This window comes from Psychrobacillus sp. FSL W7-1493, assembly GCF_038004905.1.
GTDB lineage: Bacteria > Bacillota > Bacilli > Bacillales_A > Planococcaceae > Psychrobacillus.
In genome coordinates this window covers 855,867-875,314 of sequence record NZ_JBBOSB010000001.1, presented here as the reverse complement: position 1 = coordinate 875,314, position 19,448 = coordinate 855,867, and the positions used below count along the sequence as shown (strand labels likewise).

Genomic DNA, 19,448 nt, shown 5'->3' with positions numbered 1-19,448 from the left:
TTAGGCAAGAATGCTGTTAAATCAGCACTCTTGCCTTTTAATAGTTTGCTTATATAATGCTACTATAGAAAATTATTTCAGAATACTCCACTCGTTTATTTTCAGGTAAACCTTTGAATTGGATATTTATGTTAAAATAAGAATTATGGTCATAAAAAGAGTATATCCTCGAAAGGGAGAAGGATATTATTTTGAAGAAGATAGTTGGAGCTGTAGTACTTACTTTTACATTGCCAATCGTTGCATTTGTAATATTTATTTATTATGTTTTATACACTTGGGAAATGGAAAACCAAGGAGAGTTTAGAGATTATGATAAAGGAGTTACTATAGAGGTTAATAATTTGAGTAATCAAGATCTCTCTAATTTAATTTTTTCATATAGTGCCACTTATGGAGTCTTTGAAGAAGTCGGGACGATAAAAAGTCTTAAAGCTGGAGAGTCAGCCCGAATTACTGGAAGCAGCAAAGAGATTAAATCAAGTGATACAAGCTTGTATTTGCATTACTACATTGATAACGGTGGAAAAGCGGAAGAGAGTTTAGCTTATTATAATACAAGGGAACCATCAAAAGCAGTAGTTGTTTTAACGATACATGAAGTAGAACCCATTGGATTTTTAAAGTTCGAATTTAGCGGATACAATGGCTGGTCGCGATATGGTCCCATTAAAGTTAACTATGAATAAATCAAGTTAAGATGAAATTTTTCAAGTAAAAATCTTAGGTATTTTGCGGAAAAACTTCACAGGAGGTAATTAAATGGATGCTTTGATGTTAGAAGGATGGACTCCTATATTGCTTTGCGGCATTGTGTTTGCAATTGGTATGTTCATAATATCTCGTAAAGTTTCAAGAAAATCTTTATTTTCTACTTCTACTGTATTAAGTATGATGTGCATTGGGGTAATTATTTTTAGCGTAATTGGAGTTGGTGGTTGGGAAGGTATGGGAATCGGCTTATTTACAATCAGTATATTAATAGGAATATGGGTAGGTACTGGCATTGGATTTATTTCAAGGAGTTCAAATTAATAAAGTAGAATTTATTCGCCTCCCTCTCTCGTGTGGTGAGCAATAAGCCTTAACCCATCGTTTACGTCGATGGCCTCTCTAGACTTATTGCCCCTTCTATTTGGAATGTCACTTTGCAGCTTGGAACAGCACCATTTATTCAAACTCGATTTGTATCATCACTATCTCTGAGCGTGTACCAATCCGTATAGGCGGACCCCAAAAACCAAAACCGGATGTCACAATTGTATGCATCTGTTCTTTTTGCAAATGTCCCCAATCGTTTTCATAAATTGCATTAGTAATTAGGTTGCCCGGGAAGACCTGACCGCCATGCGTATGACCTGATACCATTAAGTCAATGCCTTCCTGCTGTGCTAGATCCAGCTCATATGGCTGGTGATCCAATAAAATGTTAGGTTTTGAAGGGGTTACATCTTTCATCAATGAATCTAAAGGTAACCTGTCCCGATCGATTCGGTCCTTGCGCCCGATGAGCGTAAATTGCCCTTGGACCTCTATTATTTCATCGTATAGTACATGGATTCCACTGTGTTCCAATGCTTCGATTAGTTCCTGCATCGTACCATCGTGTCTATCATGATTTCCAAGCGTTGCATAGACTCCAAATGGTGCATCAAGCCCGGAGAGTATTTCATCAATTTTCTGATCAAGGAATGGTTGAATATCATCATCGAAGAGATCGCCTGGCAGTAGGATCACATCTGGATTGAGCGCATTGATTTCCTTAACTAAACGCTCAGCGTGATCTTTACCTGATAATAAACCAAAGTGTGTATCTGCCGCCATTGCTATATCAAGGCTATCAAGAGTTGAAGTGCCTTTTTCTATCCTGATATCATAGCTTCGAACAACAGGACTGTACGCGTTATAAGTGCCGTATGCTAGAAAAAATACAACCAGTCCCAAAGTGACGAAACCAGCCCATTTTTGTGTTTTATGTCTAGGCAGCCGGGTATAACGCAAGAGGATAACCGTAATATGAGCAAGAGGAACTAAGAGCAACAGTAAATAAAAACATGCCATCCAGTAAGCACCTACAATGTTTATAAATGTGATACCAGATGTAAAGCCAACGATTAAAGAGCTAGCTGCCAGTACAACGATGAGGCTGTAAAGTAATTTGAAACGACGGCTTGATGATTCCGGACGGAGCCAACGATACCCCCGCCAGCCAATATAATAGACTAGACCGCCATAAAGCAGCAATGTGATGATGAGAATTAGGATGACCATATGTATGAGCTAGACTCCTTTTTATTATGTCAGATTTATAACCTATCCCCTCTATGAAATAGAGTATCTACCCAAGAAGGCAAGTTTAATAATCCTTGTGAGAAAGTTAGTTTGAGGCAGACCTTCAACACGTATAATAATTTTAACATAAATATCCAATAAAAAATCACCTCTCAGAAGACCTCGAGAGATGATTTTTCAATTTTAAACTAAGCTTTTAAATTTTCACTTATAAATCTATAGGTGTTGCATCGAATATATCTGCTAGACTCTTTAACTTCTCGACACCTTTACCCTCTATATGCTTGTCGATTGTAAGCATCATGATTGCATCACCGCCTACTTCAGAGCGTCCCACCTGCATCGTTGCAATATTCACGCCTTCCTCTGCAAGCAGCATACCTACACGCCCAATTGCACCTGGTTGGTCTTTATGACGAATAAATAGTAAGTATCCGTTAGGGACCACATCTACGATAAAGTCATCCACTCGAACGATTCGTCCGCCCAGTCCATTCAATAATGTACCAGACACTTTTCGTGATTCAGTAGCAGTTTTTACTTCCACTGTAATTAGACTTGTAAATCCTTTAGAGTTTGTCGTTTTTAATTCATTAATAGAAATGCCAAGACGATCAGCAAGGAATTTGGCGTTCACATCGTTTACAGACTCGCCTAACTTGCTTTTTAGGAAGCCCTTAACTGCGTTTCGAGATAATGGGCGTGTATCAAAATTAGAAAGCTCGCCAGCGTAGGTAATATTTATTTCTTCTGGAGGTCCCTCCACTAAATCGCTCAAGAAGGATCCAAGCTGTTCGACCAGGTTGAAATATGGTTCAATTTTTGCCAATATGTCCTTCGGTACTGAAGAAAGGTTAACTGGATTTTTTACGACTCCTTCTGTTAAAAAGCTCACTACATCGTATGACACGTCAATCGCTACTATTTCTTGTGCTTCTACTGTGCTAGCCCCTAAATGTGGGGTAGCAATAACCTGTGGCAATGTTAACAACTTATGCTCTACGAATGGTTCTTCTTCAAACACATCTAGTGCTGCCCCAGCCACCTTGCCCGAAAGAATAGCATCATATAAAGCATCCTCATCAATAATTCCGCCGCGGGCACAGTTAATGATTTGTACACCGTCCTTCATTTTTTCAAATGCGTCCTTATTAATTAAGTGGCGTGTTTCTTTAAGTAAAGGAGTATGTATAGTGATGAAATCTGCTGCTTTAATAACATCCTCCACTGTACCAAATTGTACGCCAAGCTTTTCTGCTTTTTCAGGGGTTAAGAAAGGATCGTAGGCAATTACGTTCATTCGTTGACCCTTTGCACGAACTGCAACCTCTTGACCGATTCGACCAAATCCAACGACACCCAATGTTTTATTCTTTACCTCTACTCCAATATACGTTTTGCGATCCCATTTTTTATTTTTTAAGGAATGGAATGCTTGCGGAATTTTTCGAGCAAGCGACATTAACATTGCAATAGTATGCTCAGCAGCAGAGTTGGTGTTGCCATCCGGTGCATTAACAACAATGATTCCACGCTCTGTTGCTGCAGGAAGATCGATATTATCTACTCCAACTCCAGCTCTGCCTATGATTTTTAGGTTCGTTGCCTTTTCAATAATTTCTCGAGTAACCTGAGTTTGACTTCGCACAAGCAAAGCATCGAATTCTCCAATTTTTTCTGCAAGTTGATCAGGGGTTAAATCTGTATCTACTACTATATTAAATCCCTCTGCCTCCCTTAAAGGGAAAATACCATCCTCGCTAAGTGGGTCGCTAATTAGTATATTGTAAGTCATCATTCATCTGCTCCTTCTCATTAAGTTTTACTTATGCTAAATAAACTCGTTGCGCCGCTGCTGTTCCTTTTCCAAGCTCAATATCTTTACCTATTTTTTTTAGAGCTATCTCTATCGCACTAATGATCTGCAGCTGATCTGCTGGAGAGCAATAGCCCATATGCCCAATTCGGAAGATTTTGCCCGTTAAATGCTGTTGGCCGCCTGCTATGGATATCGCGAATTCATTCTTCAGAATTTTACGGAACTCTTCTGCATCAAAATCCTCTGGCTGAACAGCTGTAACAGTTGGGGAAGCATCCTTATCTGTTGTCAGTAATGGAATGTCTAGTGCTTTAAACGCTGCACGAGTCATATTTTTCATTAGCTCATGGCGAGCATATACGTTTTCAAGACCTTCTGTCTCCAATAAGTTCAGCACCTGCTCAAGTCCAAATAATAATGACAAGGCGGGAGTAAACGGTGTAGTATCTTTTAGTAAATTATCTCTATATTTTTTTAGGTTCAAATAAAATCTAGGCTGATCGTTTTCTTCGATCACTTTCCAAGCTTTTGCACTAGCAGCGACGAACGTTAAACCTGCAGGAAGCATGAATGCCTTCTGAGAACCAGTGACCATTACATCGATTCCCCACTCATCCATTTTCGTTTCTACTCCTGCCACACATGAAACTCCATCTACTACGATTAAAGCCTCTGACACCTCTTGTACGGCTAAGGCTAGCTGATCAATTGGATTTAAAACTCCAGTGGATGTCTCACAATAAGTAGAAAATACTGCTTTTACTTGTGGATGCTTTACTAGAAATGCCTTAACTTCTTGTGGATCTAATGCCTTGCCCCATTCAGTACTTAATACGTGTGTTTTAATATGATAGGCCTCACAAATCTTAGTGAAACGATCTCCAAACGCACCTGTTACTACAACAAGCACTTCTTCCCCTGGCTTTACGACATTCACAACTGCCGTTTCTAAACCTGCAGTCCCACTCCCAGCAATAATGGCAACCTCTTGGTCTGTTCCAAACACTTTCTTCAACCCAGGGGTAATACGCTTAAGCATATCTGAGGTTTCTTTTCCTCTATGACCAATCATTGATTGATTCATCGCTCGTTGCACACTCGGTGGAATTGGACTTGGTCCTGGAATACGTAAAATGGTTTGATCTTGAAGCATACAAATCTCCTCCTTATTTTGGAAAAACAAAAAAGCCCTTCGTCCCCTACATTAATGTAAGGGGCGAAGAGCTAAAATAACTCACGCGGTACCACCCAAATTTACTGCAAACATACTGCAGCCTCTTAAGTCACATGCTTAACGCGCATTCACGGATGAGCCTACTGACTTCAGCCCACCGATTCAAGAGTGCTACCTCACATACGAAACCACTGATTTGCACCAACCATCAGCTCTCTGTAGATTTACAAAATGTAAAGCTTATCTCTGTCAAAATCGTTTATCACTTATTGAATTATCCCTATCATACGCAGGATATTTTTAGTTGTCAATATAGTTTGAAAACTTGAAAACGCTATCATTTTATTACATCGTATATAAACGTTGATATTATGCTATTTTAAAAAATTAAAAATATTTATTATTCGTATATAAAATGATTCAAGATGGACAATCCGTTGTTTTATTTAATTAATTAACCTAATTACGAACAATAATATAATTAATCACAGAATCATACACTTATATGAAATATTTTTTATTAAATATTGACTAACGTATTGACGAATATGATTAATATTTGTACACTGTATAAAATCATTTGTTTTTCCCATAAATACAATTAATCGAAAATAGTAAGGATTTGATGAGATGATCGTAAGTAAATTTGGAGGAACATCGGTAGCGAGCGCAGAACAAATTAAAAAGGTTGCTGAAATCGTAAAGGCTAATTCTAAAAGAAAATACGTAGTCGTTTCAGCACCAGGCAAACGTTTTGAACAAGATAAAAAAGTGACCGATTTATTAATAAACCTAGGCAACGCTGCCTTACATGGTGAAAATGTAGAGCCTTGCCTTGATGCTGTGTTAGATCGCTACAAGGAAATTGCTCTAGGCTTAGACTTAGATTTACTCATTTGTGATGTAATTGAAGAGGATTTACGTTCAAGGCTATCTATGAAACAAGAAAATCATAGTTTATTTATGGATTCCTTAAAAGCGAGCGGAGAGGATAATAATGCGAAGCTTATTTCTACTTATTTCACAAGCATCGGAATTCCAGCTAGATACATGTGTCCAAAGTCAGCAGGTCTGTTAATAAATGACTTACCCGAGCGGGCAATGGCACTCCCGGAGGCTTATAAAAACCTCCATACGAGTCTAAAAAATACTAGTGAAGTGATTGTTTTCCCTGGATTTTTTGGTTATACAAAAAAGGGCTTACTACGGACTTTTGATAGAGGTGGATCAGATATAACCGGTTCCATATTAGCAGCCTCTATTCAAGCTGAGCTTTACGAAAACTTTACCGACGTGGATTCGGTTTTTTGTGCAAATCCGAAAGTAGTTAACTGTCCTGTGGAAATCGAGGAAATCACATACCGAGAAATGCGCGAGCTTTCGTATGCCGGTTTCTCTGTATTCCACGACGAAGCATTAATGCCGGTATACAAGGCTAAAATTCCGGTATGCATAAAAAACACGAATAACCCCTCTGCACCTGGCACCAAGATTGTCTCATCCAGAAAAGTGAATCGAAGACCTATAACTGGGATTTCAGCTGATAGTGGATTCTCTATACTATACGTCAGTAAGTATTTGATGAACCGAGAGATTGGTTTTGGCCGTAAGCTACTACAAATTTTAGAGGAAGAGCATATTTCCTATGAGCATACTCCTTCGGGTTTAGATGATATATCTGTGATTTTTCGAAGCCACCAGCTGACACCCGAAAAAGAGGACAGAATAGTAAAGAGGGTTAAGGAGGAATTACACGCAGAAGATGCCCATTTCCGTCATGAGTTTTCCATGATTGTAGTTGTTGGAGAAGGCATGAACAATAGCACTGGCCTAGCAGCTAGAGCTGCCACAGCAATCGCTCGAACTGGAGCTAATATTGAAATGATTAACCAAGGATCGTCAGAAGTCAGCCTTTCCTTTGGTGTTCATCAAAGCAACGAAAACAAAATCCTTCGAGAGCTCTACCAGGAGTTTTTTGCTCCTGTGACAATATGATGCAACTTCCCTAGAAATTTCAAAAGCCTCAGAAATATAAATTTCTGAGGCTTTTTTTATTTGGCTATGTTAAAGATAAAGGTGGAATTGTGTTAAATTTTACATTTAAACGTGAGAAGGTTAGTCAAAGAAGGAATTTGACTCAAAACAAAGAATATAAAGGTATTGATCACATTAAATGTGACATCTATAAGGGGTGGGTATAGTGACTCAAAACGAGTATGAATGGGTTAGACAGACTCGAGTAACACTTCTTGACTTTTGTAGTGAACTAGATCCAAGTGACTTTACTCAAGAAAATAACTTTGGTTGGCAAAGTGTAAGAGACACGCTGGTTCACATAGCAGACTGTTATCATGCTTGGCTTGGCTCATTTGTTTTATTGAAAACAAAGAAACCTCTCACTTCAAAGGAAAAACTGTTGGAACTCGGTTGGAATGAAATAAAAGTACACTTTGAACAAGTAGATTCTTATGTAAATGAGGTATTTGAAGTATTCGCACAACAAATGGATAAGCCGATAAAGAGGCAGATTCCTTGGAGAGAAGGAGGAGAACCGATATCAATGACACCTCGTAAATTGCTCATGCATACAATCACTCATGAATTCCATCACAAAGGACAGATTATGGCTATGGCACGCCAGATGGGTTATGAACCTCCTAATACAGATGTGTTAGGAACAGTAGATTAAGGTGATTATACGTAGTACTTTCTAAAGTATGCTTTAGAAAACATGACCCACATTACGGTTGTCTGTTGTTATATTCAAAACATTAACTTTGCTCCATTAAGAATCGTATCCAATATACAAATATAGATTTAGAGAAAAAACAAGTTACAGGGGTAATAAAATATGGCTATGTTAAAGGGGAGAGTTGATTTATAATGCAAAGAAATCTTAAATCAGAGAGTAGAATTGATTTCCGCCCCAGCCGGACGCTTTCCTCGGGGTGAGCGATAAGCCATCACCCATCGCTTACGCGCGTGGTTGTGATGTCTTATCTGTCTCACTCATCCCGTAGGAGTCGCCGTCTGGTGCTCCAATCAATAAATGGGAACAGCTTTGGCATCGATAAAGCGCTAATAAATTTACTCGCATAAACAAAGCTAAAAACTGTCACCAACCCCAATTTCATCATCTATTTATGTTCTTAATAGCCATTTGAAAGTTCCTTTGTTTATGTTTACAGTCACTATAAAAAAAGAATTGTTAGTCAAAATCAACCAATAACTTTAACAAAGCGTAAAATATAATGGCGAAGCATATTTAACTATAATTGTGGATGTTCAAAACAATAATATAGAGAAGGGTTGCTAGATTAATAAACCCTTTCATAAAGCTAACTACATGGAAATAATTGAATCTGAAGCCAAATATTTAATAGAAAGTAGAATAACAAATCCAAAATAGTATGATTACCTAATCGTTAATTCCTAATTTAACCTGTGCTTCAGTAAAAAAATAACACATATAAAAAATGAGCTTAGATATACATTTTCCAGCTCATTTTTTATGTGTTTATAAATCAACCTCTAACCTTATGGTCATTTTATTTAATTGCCAGTGTTTCTGCTACGGATTTTCCTCGTTCTAGAAAAATTTACGACAATGACCCCATAATTTGCGACAATCCATCCTTACTTTACGACAATCAACCAATAAATTACTACAATCACTCAGCAACTCTTTCGTTCTAGAAAAATTTACTACAATGACCCCATAATTTACTACAATCCAGCTTTACTTTACGACAATCAACCCGTAGATTACTACAATCTCTCAGCAACTCTCTCGTTGTAGAAAAATTTACGACAATGACCCCATAATTTACTACAATCCAGCCTTACTTTACGACAATCAACCCGTAGATTACTACACTCATTCAGCAGCTCTCTCGTTCTAGAAAATTTTACGACAATGACCCCATAATTTACTACAATCCAGCCTTACTTTACGACAATCAATCAATAAATTACTACAATCACTCAAACCATCCACTAAAATTACATCACTTGTTCCATCACGTTTTAAATCATTATTAGCATTGCTGGATTTCTTTACTTTCCTCTTTGTATACTAGCCCCTCCTCCAAGTACACCTTTAGAAGTGTTAAAGTCTCTCCCCAGCCAATTGCACAGTTCAAGCAGGCTTTTATATCCTTATCTGAATTGGAATAGCCTGTTTCCTTAAATACAACAAGTGTACCATCTCGATAAGGTTCTAATTTAAACTCAATTGTTGTAACACTTTCTCCTGGAGTCCATTGAAAAATGAAGGATTTATTCGAAATGGTCTCCAATATCTTACCGCCATCCACTAAATCCTTTTTGTCCTTACCTAAGCCAGTCCATCTCAAACGTATCTCACCAGTTCCATCTGACTCTTGATGTATTGATGTTTGATCAGTAAACCAAGCGTTCCATCCTTCTGCCGTTGTTAGTGTATCAAATACTCTAGCAATACTTTCCTTAATGTATACTTGATGATTGATTTCTGGCATCGGTATTCCTCCTATAAAGGTTGTAATTGGCTAAGTCCTATATGTTTTTCATAAGAAATTATAGTCATGTTATCGTTAATCTTTTTCTGTTCTCCTGTACGTACATAGCCCATTTTTTCATATAAATAGCAGTTTTTTTCTTCTTGGAGAATGGTATCGAGCTCCCAGCTAGTCACTTCAGGATAGATCATTTCTAGCCGTGTCATTACCTGTTGAGCCAAACCCTTTCCTTGAAAGCTTTCTAATATATTGATCATATGCAAACGCATTGTTTGCGATGATTTTTTGTACACATGTACACTACCTGCTAATTCATCCTCTACTATAATTTTATAAAAGATACCTTGATGCAAGCGTTCTTGAAATCGTTCAAAAGTTTGTAATACAGGAGTCGTTTGATGATCCTCATATTTTTTATAAAGTGGCAGGAATACTTGTTTTTGAATTTCATATAGCACTTGCGCATCTTCTATTGTTGCTTTTCTTAAGCTAATTTTTGATGCTATTATGTCAAATACATTGTCTAATATATGATAAGCAATAAACTCTCCACGCTTCACCATTTCTTTTATTTCCTGAATCGTTGCCCATTTAGCATCTGCCACTTCTTCATATTGAAGCTTTAAATCCTCTTTCTCTACATTTTGTTTTATTAAATAATTATCATCGAAGCCTCGTAAGAATTTAACTGTGAATAAAACCTCTGCTTGCTCCATATTTATATCAATTCCCAGCTCTTCCTTTGTTTCACGGACCGCAGCCATTTCTGAGGTCTCTCCAGTTAATACAGATCCTGCAGCGGCACAATCCCACATATTTGGCCAGCCTGTTTTCCAAGCCTGACGTTTTTGTATTAAAAGCTGTCCTTCATCATTCATGATCCAAACATGGACAACTTCATGAAAGACCCCCTCTTCCATTTCTTCTCCACGGATATGAGTTTTTCCTGTTTTCTCTCTGTAATGATTAAACGTATCCCATACTTCCATTTTCCCACCAGCCTTGTCATTGTTTAGAATAGTTTATCATAAATCTATTGACCTTCAATAAAAAATATGATATATTATAGGTTGTTAACAATTTAGGTAGAACATAAAAAAGAAATTTGGCATTCTACAAACGTGTTTTTGAACATACTTATTCACACTGGAGCGATTATAGGGTCGCAAGGACGTAAAAGAAGGTAGGGTTTACGTTGCTTAGGTTAGAAGACAACCAGTGGAACAATTTACCGCGGCATTGAAAGCTTAAACCTTTCATGGAAATTATTCACCGAACATTCGGGATGAAATTTAAAAATTCAAAGATTATGTTTTACCTCATACAAATCAAGGGCTGGTCTCCAATGGAGATCAGCCCTTGTCCAATTTATTGGAGAATATAAAGTTACCCCGATGTATCTCTGATACGTCGGGGCTGTTGTTATAATTCGCTACTTTTCGCTAGACTATTTTGTCTTTTGTAGTATTCCTTAAACGTTAGTAGATAGATAAATCCGCTGAGTAATGACAAAACAGCAAGTAGAACAAACGTCCACGTGAAGCCAACCCATGTGACAAGCGGCAGAACAAGCGGTGCTATCGTTCTCCCTATAGTATATCTTAAGCTAGCGGCCGCAAAGTACTGTCCACGCATATCCTCTGGTGCTAGCTTAGATACAAAGCTTTCCTGCAATCCTACTGTTGCTAGTTCTCCTAAAGTAAATACAGCCATAGCAAACACGAATACCCAGAAGTTAGCCGTCATAGGGAAGATGAGCATGGCAATCGCATATAAGAGCGACGACAAGAAGAATACTTTGTGCTCCGGATACTTCGTCATCCAACGAGTGACAAACACGGTGAAAATAACTACTAATAAGCCGTTTTCAGATAAAAGTATACCGAAGGAGCCTGCTCCAGTTACCGCCCATTCACGACCAAATAGGTTACCAAGAACTTGAACATCAATTGCTTCCTTCATATAGACAGGAATTAGCATATCCAACTGCATATATGTTTGGGCTAGCAAGATTCCCGCAATGATAAATAGGAAAAATACTTTGTCCTTAACAATTAGTCCATATGCTTTTATTTGATTAATAACTACTTGAACCCAACCGTTTCCACCACTTTCTTTTAATTGCTGCTTTACCTCATCTGGTAATGTTTCCTCTGTTAGGAAACGTAGTGCTAATCCTACTAAACAGAAGATAACGCCTGATATTAGAAGCAATAAGAAACGATGGTTAAAGAATAAAACAGCTCCCACTATAGGTCCAATGACAACCGAAATATTAATAGATGTATAAAATACAGAAAACACCGTACTTCTGTCCTTTTCTGGCACAACATCAGCAACAATTGCCTGACTTGCAGGGTGATAAAATGATCCGCACATACCCGCTATCGTAAATGCGACAAAGCTAAGCATTGGTGAATCATACCAAGGAGAATTAGCAAAGGCAAATAAAATAAAAGCAAAACCTTCTGCGGTTGCAGAGAAAAATAACATCGTCCTTCTACCGAATCGGTCCGCACAATAACCCCCGATTAAATTAGCTCCAACAGAAAACACTTGGGATAAGACCAGCAATACCCCTGCCATACTAGCCCCGAATTCATCTGCAAAATAGATAGCTAAAAACGGAAAGACCATCCAAAAGCTTAAATTACTAAAAAATTCACCAAACAAACGAACCTGTAAACTACGATTCCAATCTCTAATTCTCATGATGTTGACCTCACCTAGTATTATTCTTGCAAATCCATATATTATTTCGACTTACGTAATAGTTATTTAAATAGTACTATAGTATAAAAAAAGAACTCTCAAAAAAAGTCGTAAACCCTAGGCTGGGTTTACGACTTTTGACTTTAACTAATCAGTCCCTATATGTAACTGCAGTACCTGTAGCTACACACATCATCATGCCCTCACGGATTGTTTCAAAGTCTAAATCTACACCAATTACAGCATTAGCTCCAAGCTTACTAGCAAGAGTCTTCATATCCTCTATAGCTATTTCTCGGCCTTGAGATAGCTTATTTTCATAAGCAGAGCTTCTTCCTCCTACTATATCTGTTACTGAGGCAAAAAGATCTCGTACAACATTTGCTCCCATAATAGCTTCTCCAGACACGATGCCGTGATATGTTTCAATTGTCTTTCCCTCAATGGTAGGCGTTGTAGTTACTAACATAAACATTCCTCCAATAATTGTAGTTACCTTTATCATACAACACTATCAGTTTATAAGCATTTATTATTCTGAATCTACTGTTTTTTCTTTCTAGTAGGTAGCATATTGAACAATATATTCAATATGATTGCCGTGAAGCTTCCCGCTACAATACCATTACTTGTTAAGATTCGGACACTCTCTGGTAAGGATATGAATAAGTCAGGAACAACCGTCACACCTAGACCTATACCAATCGAACACGCAATGATCATAGCGTTATCAGGTGAATCTGAATCGGAAATAATGGTGCTTAGCATTTTAATTCCTTGTGAGATTATCATCCCAAACATCGCAATCATTGCCCCGCCTAGGACAGCCTCTGGAATGATTGTAGTAAGTGAAGATATCTTTGGTATAAACCCTAGAAATATTAGCATACCTCCCGCAATATAAATAACCTTGCGTGTTTTAACTCCAGAAATCTGCATGAGCCCTACATTTTGTGAAAATGTAGTATATGGGAAAGAGTTAAAGAATCCACCTAATACCACTGCGATTCCTTCAGCTCGGTAACCTTTTGTTAAATCTTTCTTCTCTATTTTTTTCCCAAGCATATCCCCAAGTGCAAAATATACCCCTGTAGATTCTACTAACGAAACGATAGCTACTAGAGTCATCGTAAGAATAGGAGACCATTCAAATGTAGGCATCCCAAAATACAAAGGCTGAATCATATGAAAAACGTCTGCTTCTTTCACAGCGGTAAAATCTAAAATACCCATAAAATAAGCAGCAACCGTTCCACCAATAATACCTATTAATATAGAAATAGCTTTAACGAACCCTGTGGAAAATCTGTATAATAAAACGATAAAAATTAGCGTACCAAATGACAATAATACGTTTTGAATAGAACCGAAATCTTCTGCACCTTGTCCTCCACCCATGTTATTAATAGCAACAGGAATTAGAGTAATTCCAATAATAGTAACAACTGAGCCGGTTACTACTGGTGGGAAAAATCGAACTAACTTACCAAAAAAACCACTGATCAAAATAACAATAATACCAGAAACAATAATTGCTCCGTAAATAGCAGATATTCCATAATCTCCACCGATTGCAATCATGGGTCCCACTGCTGTAAATGTACATCCTAAAACTACTGGTAAACCAATCCCAAAAAATCGATTGCTCATTACCTGTAAAATAGTTGCAACTCCGGACATTAAAATATCGATTGCAACTAAATAGGTTAACTCCTCTGAGCTGAGCCCAAGAGCCCCTCCTACTATAAGAGGTACAATAACTGCTCCTGCATACATTGCTAATACGTGCTGTAAGCCAAGTGTGGTGTTTTTAAATATATTATTCATATGTAGGTGCACCTTCTAAAAATTCTACTTTGCCATCTTCCAAGGATTGAATAATGGCTAGTGATTCTACGCGAATACCTTTTTCGCGAATCAATTTCCCACCAGGCTGGAAACCTTTTTCAATAACAATACCTACACCAGCAGTAGTAGCTCCTGCTTGCTCGATAATTTCAAGTAATCCAAGGACAGCTTGTCCATTTGCTAAGAAGTCATCGATGATTAATACAGTTTCTCCTTCGTGCAGGAAATCTTTTGAGACAGAAATATCGCTAGTAATATTTTTTGTAAAGGAATGTACCTGTGACGTCAGTAAGTTTTCAGACAGAGTTACAGATTTGCTTTTCCTCGCAAATACAACAGGAACCCCAAGTTCAAGACCCGCAAACATAGAAGGAGCAATCCCAGAAGACTCAATCGTCAAGATTTTTGTTATTCCCGCTTCCTTATAACGATTGGCTATTTCTTCACCAATAGCCTTAATCACAACAGGATCAATTTGATGATTTAAAAAAGCATCCACCTTTAAAACGTCCTTTGATAAAACCTTGCCTACTTCTACAATTTTATCCTTTAATAACTTCACTTGGATTCCTTCTTTCCTCATATTTGGATACAAAAAAACTCGAATGACAAAGCCCCACCCTAAGAGTGGAGCAATGGCATTCGAGTTATAAATCGAATAATAAAATAGATGGTACACAAAGTGTCCCAATCATTTAACCATGCCACTCATAGTCGACTTCTTTACGGTAAGTCGGTAGAAACTTGCAGGCCATATCCCTGCTATTATACGAGTATACGAAATTTGATTGTTCTCATTATAGCACGGTAAAATTCTTTTACAATAATGAGTTAAAAAGTTCAATCATTCTTAAAATTCTGTTCATATTACAGGTGCCAGGCACCTGTAATAAATCTGCAATACAAAAACTGTCTATATCTTAGCTATAAAAAAACACATGATAGGCTCATGTGTTTTGGGGTGGGGATTATTTATAAGATGATTTTAATGTTTTGAAGGCCTCTATAAAATAAGCAGGATTTTCTTTAATATTGTAGGAAAAGACACCTTGATTGGTATGCAGATATAGTATTCCTGCTCCATACGAAAAGGGCTTATAGGATATATCATGTACATTTTGAAATTTAAATTGATGCTGAGCCGAGACAATTGCCATTCCGTCCATCTGCAGAGTAAAGCTAGACTCTATATGCTGCATTTGAAAATAGAAATCGATTTCTCTCTTAACTTCGATATAAATGATAGTATATTCACTCAAAACGGCACCTCCTATAACACTTCATAGTGTAACATGTTTTTATATAATCATTAAACCATAAGGAGTGATGTCGGTTGATAAGAGCAGTGCTTTTTGATTTAGATGGGACTTTGTTAAACAGAGAGGAATCTTTAAAGAAATTTATTAGCTGGCAATATAATGTGCTCCACACTCATTTAGGTCATGTTCCAAAGGAAAAATTCTGTAGTCGTTTTATAGAGTTAGATGATCGAGGCTATAAGTGGAAGGATTTTGTTTATAAAACCCTAATACAAGAATTTAACATAAAGGATATAACAGAAATGGAATTATTAAATCATTACATAACCAACTTCCATTCGTATTGTGTACCATTTTCAAATCTATTATCCATGCTGGATCAATTAAAAAAACTGTCCCTGTCGCTTGGAATGATCAGCAACGGAAAAGGACAGTTTCAAATGGACAACATTGTTTCTTTAGGAATCAGACCCTATTTTAAAACTATATTAATCTCAGAGTGGGAGGACATGAAAAAACCAGACCCTCGGATCTTTGAAAAGGCTCTTAGACAGCTTAATGTTAACGCTGAAGAAGCTGTCTATATAGGCGATCATCCTATAAATGACATAATTGCCGCCAAAAATGTTGGACTTCATACGATATGGAAAAGAGACATATATTGGCCTGACGCTAATGCCGACTACACGATAGACAATTTGGATGAAATTCCGTTTCTTCTAAACAAAATTAGATAAGCTTGCTAAATTCTTTAGTCTGATGCTCCAGTTTTTCAGAAGCAGTTGAAATATCCTTAAACTCTTCTAGTGCAGTTCTTATTTCCTCTTGGCTTTTTTCGATAACCGTCTGCGAGTGACTATTGCTCGCAGTTACCTTATCAACTTGTTTAGCTATTCCTTCAATATTCTCTCTTACTTCTACGATTGAAGCCTCGACTCTACCAGCCAGCTTACGCACTTCTTGAGCGACAACGTTGAATCCACGGCCGTGCTCTCCAGCTCGTGCTGCCTCAATAGCAGCATTTAATGCTAGTAAGTTCGTTTGTGCTGCAATCTCTCTGATAGTTTGAACAATCCCTTTAACTGAATCTGCCTGTTTTTGAAGGCTTTCTAATGTATTTGTATTTTCTCTAGAACCAGCAGCAATTTCATCTATTCTTTCTAGAAGGTCTTCGCTTCTTTTAATCCCCACTTCGGCACGATTACTCAATTCTTCAGACATATGATTTAATTCTTCTGTAACACCCATTAGAATTTGATGACGTCCCGTTACGTTAGTAGCTACTTTGGTAACCCCAAGTACTTTGCCGTTCCCCCCAAAAATAGGCATATAAGAAGCTTCTAAAAACACACTATTGCCATGTTTATCTTTTCTTTCTACCTTATCGAAAAAGGACTTACCCGCAAACAGATCCTTCCAAAGCTTTTCGTATGCCGGGCTGTTCACAAAATCTGGAAAACAGAATTCTCTGTGATGCATGCCTTTTACTTCACTTACAGTATAGTTAAGTTCTTTTGCAAAATTTTCATTAACATACGCCACACGGCGGTTCATATCAAAACGAATAATCGCCAAGTTTTTTTCTAGCGCCTCTACCACGGTCATATCATTAACTTCTTCTGTTTGTATGTAACTCATTTCTCTTCCCCCACGCCCTTTTTAATTGGGTGTATATTTTTCTAATTCTAGTATCGTTTCTCTTCCTAACACTAGCTTAGCTAGCTCTGAACCAACAAATGGCCCAGCCGTTAAACCAGATGCCCCAAGACCGTTCGCAAAATAAAAACCGTGCTGTCCCTCCAGCTTACCAAGCACAGGTAGAAAATCCGGAGTATACGGACGAAAGCCTACTCTTACTTCCTTTATTTTCTCATCTTTTAGGCTTTTTGCAACACTTATTGCATTATCAAGCAGTTCTTTTTTCCCTTCCTCAGTCACTTGAAAATCATACCCTGTATTTTCTTCATAGGTAGATCCGGCAACCACTTGTCCATTTTCAAAAGATAGCATATATTGATTAGTTGGAGGTAGGACAACTGGCCATTCCCCCGTAGACATATCATTCTCCAATTGAAAATGCATTATTTGAGCCTTTTGAAAGGTCACATTTAGATCTAAGCCTAACGTAGATGGAATCTCATTGCCCCAAGCACCGGCCGTTAATATAACCGCCTCTGCATCTGTCCGTACTCCGTCTATCCATAATTCATTGTTCTTCCAGACAGCTTCTCCATACACTATCTCTGCGCCTAGCTTTTTAGCTCCATTGATTAGAGCATCCCTCATAGCCTTGCCATCTACTCTTGCTCCCCCTTCTACAAAAAGAGCATGCCATTCACCTGAAATAATAGGAAACTTTTCTTTCGTTTCTTCTGGAGAAAGGATTTTTAGCTCTCCTATTTCTGGAGCATCCATTCTTTTTTCCAACGCTCTCTCTAACATCTTTTGCAGCTTCTTTTCATCATTCTGTAAAGCAATCGCACCCACCTGCTTATAACCGGTAGTATTTTCCCCTAACTCCTCTAGCTCTGCTACTAGCTGCTTATAGTATTTGGCACCATTTTTCACAAGCTCATACCATTTCTTATTTCTCCTTTGGGAAATCCATGGACATATTATACCCGCTGCTGCAGCGGATGCTTGTCCCTTATCCTGACGATCCACCAAAGTTACTTTCACACCAAATTTTGCGAGATGAAAAGCGGTAGAAGCACCTAAGATTCCACCGCCTACTACTACATAAGAAGACATCTATCACTCAACTCCACTATCTATAATCGAAAATTTAACTTCCTCACAATTAATCTCTGCCATTGCCCCATATGGAATGACAAACTTAGGCTCTGTATGACCAAAGTTTAAATTATATAAAACTGGCAATTCATTTAATCCAAGCTCATGCAAAATGGTAGCAATGGATTCTTTGTATTCTTCATAATACTTTTCGTGCTGTGGCTTTGCAAAAATAATACCTTTGATCTCTTGTAGTATTCCTTGGGTTCCATAATTTCGTAGCCAATATTCAATGTTAGCTGGAATAGGAAGATCCTCTGACGTTTCGAAAAACAATATGGAATCCTTAAAATATGCTTTATCTGGCCAAAGTGAGGTACCTTTAGCAAATTCCAACACTTCAATACACCCACCAATTAGTCTTCCTTGTGCAATGCCTTTTCCCTGTAGCAATTCATATCCCTTATTATCTTCATTCATTTCTCGGCTGATGTGCTTATTTTCAATAACCCATTCTAATCTTTGACTAGTCCAGACTGGTGACGGTTTAATTTCACCAATCACTTCATTAGCGAAAAGTGTTTTTTTAATCGACTCTACTGTATACTCATGCATCTGCACATTCTCTGCAAAGTCAGTTAGAATAGCTGGACCATAAAAGGAAGAAATACCTGCCTTATGGCAAAATAAATGCGTTATAGTAGCATCTGAAAACCCTATAAAAACTTTAGGATTCTCGCGGATTACATCAAAGTCTATGTAAGGGAGTAATCGTATGCTCTCACTACCTCCAATATTGGATACAATCCCTTTAATAGAAGGATCCTTAAAGGCATTCATTAAATCCTCTGCTCGAGCCTGAGGATTCTCATATAAATACGCTGCTCCCTTTAAGCTATTTGGCATAGCGACTACCTCTAAACCAAAAACATTTTTTAATCTTTCCACCCCTTGCTCATATCTCCACCTTAATTCAGGCTCACCTGCTCCGCCCCACGACAGACTAATCGTTGCGACTGTATCTCCACGTTGAAGCATTTTTGGTTTTGTTAACATGATTATATCCCCCCTTCCTTTATTATAATTCAAACCCCATCATTTGGATGCCTATT

18 protein-coding genes, 1 riboswitch and 1 other annotated feature are annotated in these 19,448 nt (G+C 37.8%); of the genes, 5 read left to right on the top strand and 13 right to left on the bottom strand.

What is annotated here, in order from left to right; genetic code table 11:
* The first annotated feature begins 191 nt into the window (after positions 1 to 191).
* Together MKX96_RS04310 and MKX96_RS04305 are read left to right on the top strand one after the other, a co-directional pair.
* On the top strand, positions 192 to 689 hold the full coding sequence (locus MKX96_RS04310) for a hypothetical protein (RefSeq protein WP_340882258.1): 498 nt from the start codon (positions 192 to 194) through the stop codon (positions 687 to 689).
* A gap of 73 nt (positions 690 to 762) precedes the next feature.
* A complete protein-coding gene (locus tag MKX96_RS04305; protein ID WP_298470949.1) occupies positions 763 to 1,035 on the top strand; it encodes a YesK family protein in 273 nt (90 codons plus the stop codon).
* Positions 1,036 to 1,170: 135 nt separating this feature from the next.
* Here MKX96_RS04305 and MKX96_RS04300 read toward each other — a convergent pair whose 3' ends face one another.
* From MKX96_RS04300 to MKX96_RS04290, 3 genes are all read right to left on the bottom strand, one after another.
* The gene (locus MKX96_RS04300) at positions 1,171 to 2,271 is read right to left on the bottom strand and encodes a metallophosphoesterase (protein WP_340882255.1); all 1,101 of its coding nucleotides are present in this window, start codon (positions 2,269 to 2,271) and stop codon (positions 1,171 to 1,173) included.
* 229 nt (positions 2,272 to 2,500) lie between these two features.
* Positions 2,501 to 4,087, bottom strand: a complete 1,587-nt coding sequence (gene serA, locus MKX96_RS04295) for a phosphoglycerate dehydrogenase (RefSeq protein ID WP_340885861.1) — start codon at positions 4,085 to 4,087, stop codon at positions 2,501 to 2,503.
* A 31-nt stretch (positions 4,088 to 4,118) separates the two neighbouring features.
* Positions 4,119 to 5,264 carry a pyridoxal-phosphate-dependent aminotransferase family protein gene (locus MKX96_RS04290; RefSeq protein WP_298470945.1) on the bottom strand — a complete coding sequence of 382 codons (1,146 nt, stop codon included), beginning with the start codon at positions 5,262 to 5,264 and terminating at the stop codon, positions 4,119 to 4,121.
* A 56-nt stretch (positions 5,265 to 5,320) separates the two neighbouring features.
* Positions 5,321 to 5,547: a binding site (T-box leader), on the bottom strand.
* A gap of 368 nt (positions 5,548 to 5,915) precedes the next feature.
* On the opposite strand from MKX96_RS04290, the gene MKX96_RS04285 reads away from it, so the two are divergent.
* Positions 5,916 to 7,280: an aspartate kinase gene (locus MKX96_RS04285; protein WP_340882254.1), complete on the top strand. Its 1,365-nt coding sequence runs from the start codon at positions 5,916 to 5,918 to the stop codon at positions 7,278 to 7,280.
* Between the two features lie 205 nt (positions 7,281 to 7,485).
* Positions 7,486 to 7,974, top strand: a complete 489-nt coding sequence (locus MKX96_RS04280) for a DinB family protein (RefSeq protein ID WP_340882253.1) — start codon at positions 7,486 to 7,488, stop codon at positions 7,972 to 7,974.
* A gap of 1,348 nt (positions 7,975 to 9,322) precedes the next feature.
* Here MKX96_RS04280 and MKX96_RS04275 read toward each other — a convergent pair.
* The 7 genes from MKX96_RS04275 to MKX96_RS04240 all read right to left on the bottom strand — a co-directional run bounded on the left by MKX96_RS04275 (position 9,323) and on the right by MKX96_RS04240 (position 15,603).
* Positions 9,323 to 9,784: an SRPBCC family protein gene (locus MKX96_RS04275; protein ID WP_340882252.1), complete on the bottom strand. Its 462-nt coding sequence runs from the start codon at positions 9,782 to 9,784 to the stop codon at positions 9,323 to 9,325.
* A gap of 11 nt (positions 9,785 to 9,795) precedes the next feature.
* On the bottom strand, positions 9,796 to 10,773 hold the full coding sequence (locus MKX96_RS19565) for a GNAT family N-acetyltransferase (RefSeq protein WP_445678177.1): 978 nt from the start codon (positions 10,771 to 10,773) through the stop codon (positions 9,796 to 9,798).
* A 433-nt stretch (positions 10,774 to 11,206) separates the two neighbouring features.
* On the bottom strand, positions 11,207 to 12,496 hold the full coding sequence (locus MKX96_RS04260; protein WP_340882250.1) for an MDR family MFS transporter: 1,290 nt from the start codon (positions 12,494 to 12,496) through the stop codon (positions 11,207 to 11,209).
* Between the two features lie 151 nt (positions 12,497 to 12,647).
* Positions 12,648 to 12,965: a YbjQ family protein gene (locus tag MKX96_RS04255; protein WP_169360716.1), complete on the bottom strand. Its 318-nt coding sequence runs from the start codon at positions 12,963 to 12,965 to the stop codon at positions 12,648 to 12,650.
* Between the two features lie 74 nt (positions 12,966 to 13,039).
* Positions 13,040 to 14,323, bottom strand: coding sequence for a nucleobase:cation symporter-2 family protein (locus MKX96_RS04250; protein WP_340882247.1), 1,284 nt, complete (start codon positions 14,321 to 14,323; stop codon positions 13,040 to 13,042).
* Positions 14,316 to 14,906: a xanthine phosphoribosyltransferase gene (locus MKX96_RS04245; protein ID WP_340882245.1), complete on the bottom strand. Its 591-nt coding sequence runs from the start codon at positions 14,904 to 14,906 to the stop codon at positions 14,316 to 14,318. The genes MKX96_RS04250 and MKX96_RS04245 overlap by 8 nt, the downstream gene beginning before the upstream one ends.
* Before the next feature lie 129 nt (positions 14,907 to 15,035).
* A riboswitch (purine riboswitch) is annotated at positions 15,036 to 15,137 on the bottom strand.
* A 175-nt stretch (positions 15,138 to 15,312) separates the two neighbouring features.
* Complete coding sequence (locus tag MKX96_RS04240; RefSeq protein WP_169360712.1) at positions 15,313 to 15,603, bottom strand: hypothetical protein; 291 nt, start codon at positions 15,601 to 15,603, stop codon at positions 15,313 to 15,315.
* Positions 15,604 to 15,677: 74 nt separating this feature from the next.
* Here MKX96_RS04240 and MKX96_RS04235 point away from each other — a divergent pair, with 74 nt between their 5' ends.
* On the top strand, positions 15,678 to 16,340 hold the full coding sequence (locus MKX96_RS04235; RefSeq protein WP_340882242.1) for an HAD family hydrolase: 663 nt from the start codon (positions 15,678 to 15,680) through the stop codon (positions 16,338 to 16,340).
* Here the strand turns inward: MKX96_RS04235 and MKX96_RS04230 are convergent.
* Genes MKX96_RS04230 through MKX96_RS04220 form a run of 3 tightly spaced genes read right to left on the bottom strand, consistent with a single transcriptional unit; the run spans position 16,333 to position 19,392 of the window.
* The gene (locus tag MKX96_RS04230; RefSeq protein ID WP_169360710.1) at positions 16,333 to 17,241 is read right to left on the bottom strand and encodes a methyl-accepting chemotaxis protein; all 909 of its coding nucleotides are present in this window, start codon (positions 17,239 to 17,241) and stop codon (positions 16,333 to 16,335) included. The two genes, MKX96_RS04235 and MKX96_RS04230, sit on opposite strands and share 8 nt — an antisense overlap.
* A 21-nt stretch (positions 17,242 to 17,262) precedes the next feature.
* On the bottom strand, positions 17,263 to 18,354 hold the full coding sequence (locus MKX96_RS04225) for an NAD(P)/FAD-dependent oxidoreductase (protein ID WP_340882239.1): 1,092 nt from the start codon (positions 18,352 to 18,354) through the stop codon (positions 17,263 to 17,265).
* A gap of 3 nt (positions 18,355 to 18,357) precedes the next feature.
* Positions 18,358 to 19,392: a S66 family peptidase gene (locus MKX96_RS04220; RefSeq protein WP_340882236.1), complete on the bottom strand. Its 1,035-nt coding sequence runs from the start codon at positions 19,390 to 19,392 to the stop codon at positions 18,358 to 18,360.
* Positions 19,393 to 19,448 lie beyond the last annotated feature (56 nt).